This window comes from Mycobacterium sp. TH-M116, from assembly GCF_057473685.1.
The window spans coordinates 1-6,240 of the sequence record NZ_JBYCLC010000136.1 but is presented as its reverse complement, the minus strand read 5'-3'; the positions used below and the strand labels follow the sequence as shown (position 1 = coordinate 6,240).

Below are 6,240 nucleotides of genomic sequence, written 5' to 3'. Positions count from 1 at the left end.
CGTCGGCGACGTGGTCTTGCACAAGATCGGCGCGGCACACCCAGCAGCGCGCCGTTGAGCCGGTCCCGAAGTTGTGCGAAAAGCGCACCGGAGGTGTCTTCCTTGTACTGCCCTGATTGTTTCGGGGGAACTCCGATCATCGCAGCTCAGCCGGTGCTTTCCTCATTCCGAGACCCGGCACCAAGCCAATTCGACGACGGATCGAGGCCACGTCAGCGGGCCAACGCGCCGCCGGTGATCGCAGAACCGGTAATAATGATCCAAACCCCTGACTTCGCCTTTGCCGATGACAACTGAAGGGCCAGAGCCTGCGATGAAATTTGTGCTGGCATGCTACGGGAGTCGCGGTGATGTCGAGCCGTCCGTCGCCGTCGGCCGGGAGTTGCAGCGCCGAGGGCACGACGTGCGCATGGCCGTGTCGCCCAACCTGGTCGGTTTCACCGAGGAGGCTGGGCTTGCAGCGGTCGCCTACGGTTTGGAAACGCAGGCCCTGCTGGATGCGCAGCGCAACTACTGGACATGCAGCTTTCGCACACCCTGGAAGCGCAAAGAGCTGAAAAGGTTGCAGCGGGAGAATCTGGAAATCTCTGCCGCATGCTGGAAAGAGATGACCACGACGCTCACGTCGCTGGCCGACGGGGCCGACCTGCTGTTCACCGGCCTGACCTTCGAGCAGCCCGCCGCCAACGTCGCCGAGCACTACGGCATTCCCTTGGCCACACTGGATTACTACCCGATCCGGGCCAACGGGCAACTCCTGCCGTTCCTGCCGTCGCCGCTGATCCGTCGCGCATGGATGGTGGGCGAATGGATCAATTGGCGCGCCATGAAAAAGACCGAGGATGCCCAGCGCCGGGAACTGGGCCTACCGAAGGCCAGGCACACCACATCGCGGCGGATCACCGAACGCGGTTCGTTGCAAATCCAGGCCTACGACGAGGTGTGGTTTCCCGGGCTGGCCGCCGAGTGGGCGAAATACGACGGTCAGCGGCCGTTCGTCGGAACCCTGACGATGGAGTCGCCGACCGATGCCGACGAGGAGGTCGCGTCGTGGATCACCGCCGGGACACCGCCGATCTTCTTCGGCTTCGGCACCATAGCCATCGCATCCCCGGCCGATACACTCGCTCTGATCGCCGAGGCATGCGCGGAGGTAGGCGAGCGGGCGTTGGTTTGTGCCGGGTCCAGTGACTTCGGCACGGCCACCGACTTCGAACACGTCAAGGTGGTGAGCACCGTCAACTACGCGACGACCTTTCCCGCCTGCCGCGCCGTCGTGCACCACGGTGGCGCGGGCACCTTGGCCGCGGGCCTGCGCGCCGGAGTCCCGACGCTGATCCTTTGGACCCTGCCCGATCAGATCATCTGGGGAGCTCAGCTCAAACGACTCAAGATCGGCTCTGCTCGGCGTTTTTCGTCCGTTACCCGCAAATCGCTGGTCGGCGAACTTCGCACCATCCTGGCCCCGCACTACCTCGCTCGCGCCCGCGAGATCGCCACCCGGATGACCCGGCCCGCCGAAAGCGCGGCGGCCGCTGCGGATCTCCTCGAAGATTTCGCGCGCCTGCGGCGCGTCGGCGGATCGGTGAAGCCGAGTGGTTGAGGTGAAAGCCATTTCCGTCCTGGTGCGACGTCTGACTCTTTCCGATGCTGTTGTGCGACAGTGTGATCCACGAATTTTCCCGGGTTCAGTGCGACGGTAGGTGCAGGACGGGTCGTCGTTCGGGCCGGGACGTTGACGATGCGCGCCGCCGCAGCGTCGAACTTTGCGCGACTACATGAGCGGCGCCAACGAGCACCCCGGTCACTCGCGGCACGTTGTGGGTGATCGCAGCGCACACCATCCAGGGCGGCGAGTCGACGACGATAACTGAGGATTCACCGGAATCTGTTGAACAGCTGTGTGATACTTGCTCGACTTGTCAACCCATCGTCCTCTTCCTGGATAGGTGACCTTGTTCCCGGCCGACAGCGTCAGCCCTACCGAAGCAGTACCGAGTCCGCGCGCGGCAAAATCGGAATTTCGCCCCGACATCGAGGGCTTGCGCGCGGTTGCGGTGGTGTCCGTTGTCCTTTTTCACGCTGAGATGCCTTGGTTGCATGGCGGGTTCGTCGGCGTGGATGTGTTCTTCGTGATCTCGGGTTTTTTGATCACTGGGTTGCTTTGGCGCGAAGTGAGCGCCACCGGCAGTGTCGGGCTGCGCCGCTTCTATGGGGCTCGGGCCCGCCGATTACTACCCGCATCGGCCGCGGTAGGCGTCGTCATCATGCTCGGCGCGAGCGTCCTGCTACCCCCGTTGCGCGCGCGGAGCGTCATCGATGACGGCATCGCCAGTGCGCTGTATGTCAGCAACTACCGGTTCGCTTTGCAGGGGGTCGACTACCTGGCTGCCTCCCAGCCGCCCTCGCCGTTCCAGCACTACTGGTCACTGGGCGTTGAGGAGCAGTTCTACCTGGTGTGGCCGGAATTGATCATCGGGACGGCGTGGCTCGTCGGGCGTATGCGCCGGCGCACCGGGACCGATGCCCCTTCATCGCACCGCCCGTATCTGGTGGTCCTCGCCGTGGTCGGGGCAGTATCGTTCGCCGTCTCGCTGGTGCTCACTCGGGTGCTGCCTCCCATGGCGTTCTTCTCGTTGCCCACCCGGGCCTGGGAATTGTCCGCCGGCGGCCTGGTGGCCCTCACCGCAGGCCAGTGGCGCCGAATTCCGCCCCTGCCCGCCGCGATCGCGGGGTGGTCAGGGCTGGGCGTGGTCCTGCTGGCCTGCACCTGGTTGGGCCCGACCACACCCTATCCGGGTACTGCAGCGCTGTTGCCCGTGATGGGCACGGCACTAATGATCGGCGCCGGCTGTGCCGCACCCGCTCACGGATGTGGCCGCGTCCTGGCGCTGCGGCCGATGCGGGCTGTCGGCAGGGTGTCCTACTCCTGGTATCTGTGGCACTGGCCGATGCTGGCCATCGCGTTCTGGAGTTTGGCGCCCGCGCTGGGTCATACCCTGTGGCTGGCGCTGGCCGGGATCCTCATTTCCCTTGGGCTCGCCGTGATCACCCTTCGCTTCATTGAGAACCCGCTGCGATTCGCCCCATTCGTACGCCGGTCGGCCAACCGTAGTCTGGCGCTCGGTGGTGTCGCCACAGCGATCGCGGTCGGCGTGGGCCTATTGCTGCACGCGCCCGACCCGGTCGGACGCGGTGCGCCGACTACGGCGTTGAGGGTGACTGTAGCGGCTCCTCCCGCGGGCTCCACGATGAATGCCTACGACGAGGTGGTGCAGCATGCGTTCGCCCAGGTGCAGGCCGCGGTCGCCGCATCCGCCGACTTGGAAGCCGTACCATCGAATCTCGAGCCGCAGCTTGCCCACGCGGAGTCCAAAGAATCGCTCGGCGGCTCCAAGGATTGCCTGCGCGGTCTTTACCAAGTCGGACAGCCTGAGTGCGCCACGGGTGACATCGCCTCGGCGACCACGGTGGCCCTGGTCGGCGACTCCAATGCCTACATGTGGCAACCGGCGCTCCAGAAGGTCGCCGAACAGCGGCATTGGCGCCTGGAGACCCTGACCAAAGGCGCATGCCCGTTGCTTGACCTGCCCATCGTCAACCCTATCTTCGGACGGGAGTACTCCGAGTGTCAGCGGTGGCGACGTCAGACCATGGCCCGGTTACAGGCCGAGCGCCCGCGGTTGATCGTGCTCGACATGATGCGCCACCACGGCGCCCGCTACGGTTTCAATTCAGGTTTCACGTCCTACGACCCGGCATGGATCGCCAGCTTGACCCGCCAGGTGCAGCAGCTGCACACCGTTGGCGCCGAAGTGCTGGTGCTCGGGCCGATCCCGGATCCGCACTCGGCAGTGCCGGATTGCCTGTCCGCTCACCTCGATGACGCGACAGCGTGCTCGCCGCCAAGGGCGACGGCGGTGGACCAACCCGGCATCGCAGCTGAATCAGCGGCCACCGAAGTGGGTGGTGGACAATACGCCGACCTCACAGAGCTGTTCTGCGCCGCTGAGCGCTGCCCGGTCATCGTCGGCAACACGTTGGTCTACGCCAACCAGACTCACATCACGACCGGCTATGCCAGGCTGCTGGCACCGGTAATCGGGGCGCTGGCCGACCGATCGCTCGGGGCCGCCGCTTGACGCGGACCGCGGGGCCACCACCGCGAGAATGCGCCACGGAGACGCCGGCGAACGTCGGCGGCTGGACCGTTTTTGAGCAGGCGATTTCGATCCCATTCCGCTTTGAGGTCGCCGCATGCCTCGATCGTCAGATGCCGCCCACTTCGATCTGGCTCCCGATCCACGGGATGATCTCGTCGAGCGCGTCATCGAGTGATGTCGTGGCTTTGAAACCGAGGATATCCATGGCCTTTTGGACCTCGGGTACCCGCTTTTGCACGTCATAGGGAAATGGATCGTCGCTGACGAGCCGCAATGGGGTGTCGCCCTTGATTTTGTGCCACACCGTCTCGGCGAGTTCGTGGACCGTGGTCGACGCCGCGGTCGAGAGGTTGAAGTCCTCATTGCGTGCCAGGTCCGACTCGATAGCCAGGCGTATACCCCGGGCGAGGTCGCCGCCATAGGTGTAGTGCCGGACTTGGCGGCCGTCGCCGAGAATGTGCAGCGGGTCTTGGCCTTTGAGGACCTTTTGGACTAGGTCGGGGACGACGTGGCTCATCGCCAGGCGGACATTGCCGGACATGATCTCGCGATCACACAGTGCGCGCTTTTCGCCCACTCCGATGCAGTTGAATGGCCGCACGATCGTATAGGGCAGCTCGTACTGCTCCCATGCCCCCTGGGCGAAGTACTCGGTGGCCAGCTTTTGGAAGCCGTAGGTCGAGTGCGGCGGCGGGCAACGGCGCTGCTCGCCCTCAGGCGTGGGATACGTTGACGTGCTTTCGTAGACCATTGACGAGGACACGACGGTGATCTTGTGCAGGTCCGCGTTGCGGTGTGCCCAAATCGCCGCGTCGAAGGTCGCCGCTGTGATCCGCTCGTTCTCGGAAAGCAGATCGTAAGCCAGCTCGTGGAACAGCGAGATACCGCCGATGATTGCCGCTCCGGCGACCAGATGATCGCAGCCCGCCAGCAGCTCCTTGAGCAGCCCGACGTCTTTCGCATCGCCCTGCACGCAGGTGTAGTTGGGGTTCGTGTCGAATGCCCGCTCGATCGGCCCGTACTTGGAGTAGTTATCGAGTCCGATCACTTCGTAGCCGTGGGTGAGTAATTCTTCGATGAGGTAGCCCGCGATGAAACCGGCCGAGCCCGTTACAAGAATCTTCACGTAAGTTGCGCTCCCTTTCCGAAAAAGTTCCAGACGTCGATGACACGCTTGTCGTCCGGGATAACCAGCGATCGGTAGTCGCTGCGCGGTGCCCCCAACACAAGCACGTCGGACCGCTCGAGCCCCTCGTCGAGGGTGACATCACCGCACAGCTTCACCGTCGAGTCGGCGGTGTTCGACGAACGAAATCTGGTTCCGGCCGTTGGCCTGGCGCCGGTTGTGGACTTGGCTGACCAGCGACCCCAACATCGCTCTCCGGTTCTCCTTTTGTCTCACGAACGCCAGGGCTCGACCAGAGACCTCCCTTGCCGACGCTCCGAAAAACTTCGGCAGCCGCTTCCTGAATTCCTTGTTAATCCCTTTTGCCCCGCTCATTCCGGTGATGTTGTCCCATCGGGCAACGACGATGTCCATGTATCGGGTCACGAGCGCGGGGTTGGAGAAGCAGCGGATATTGAAGTCCCAGTCGGCGCAGCCGGCGTAGCGCAGGTTGTAGGGACCGATGCCGGCGAAAAGCTCGCGGCGGTAGAAGATCGCCTGGTGGCAGATGTTTGCTTCGAACAGCAGACGGTCAAGGTCGAACGCCCCGGCGTAGCGGGAACCGGTCGAGCGTGCGATCACATCGCCGTAGACCAGATCGCTGGGCTCATGTTCGCCGATGAAGGCGGCCACCCGGGCCAGGGTGTCCGCGTCGTACAGGGTGTCGTCGGCGCCCAGGAAGAGCAACCACGCCCCGGTAGCCATTGCCACACCGCGGTTCATGGCGTCGGCGACATTCTGGTCGGGGCCGCTATGGATTTCCAGGCGCTTACCGAGAATGGGAGTGAAGCTGTTGGCGACGTCGAGGGTTGCGTCCGTCGAGCAGCCGTCGACGAGGATTACCTCGAAGTCGCTGTAGGACTGGCCTACCACGCTGTCGAGGCAAGCGTGCAGGGTCGCCGCCATGTTCAG

At 64.2% G+C, this 6,240-nt stretch carries 4 protein-coding genes; 2 read left to right on the top strand and 2 right to left on the bottom strand.

The features are described from left to right. Positions 1 to 313: 313 nt before the first annotated feature. Together AC2VOK_RS06540 and AC2VOK_RS06535 are read left to right on the top strand one after the other, a co-directional pair. Entirely contained in the window at positions 314 to 1,603 is a 1,290-nt protein-coding gene (locus AC2VOK_RS06540; protein ID WP_428899756.1) for a glycosyltransferase, read from the top strand. A 346-nt stretch (positions 1,604 to 1,949) separates the two neighbouring features. Next, positions 1,950 to 4,142 carry an acyltransferase family protein gene (locus tag AC2VOK_RS06535; protein WP_428899755.1) on the top strand — a complete coding sequence of 731 codons (2,193 nt, stop codon included), beginning with the start codon at positions 1,950 to 1,952 and terminating at the stop codon, positions 4,140 to 4,142. A 127-nt stretch (positions 4,143 to 4,269) separates the two neighbouring features. Here the strand turns inward: AC2VOK_RS06535 and AC2VOK_RS06530 are convergent, their stop codons facing one another. Next, a complete protein-coding gene (locus tag AC2VOK_RS06530; RefSeq protein WP_343708900.1) occupies positions 4,270 to 5,289 on the bottom strand; it encodes an NAD-dependent epimerase/dehydratase family protein in 1,020 nt (339 codons plus the stop codon). A gap of 141 nt (positions 5,290 to 5,430) precedes the next feature. After that, a complete protein-coding gene (locus AC2VOK_RS06525; protein ID WP_428899754.1) occupies positions 5,431 to 6,240 on the bottom strand; it encodes a glycosyltransferase family 2 protein in 810 nt (269 codons plus the stop codon).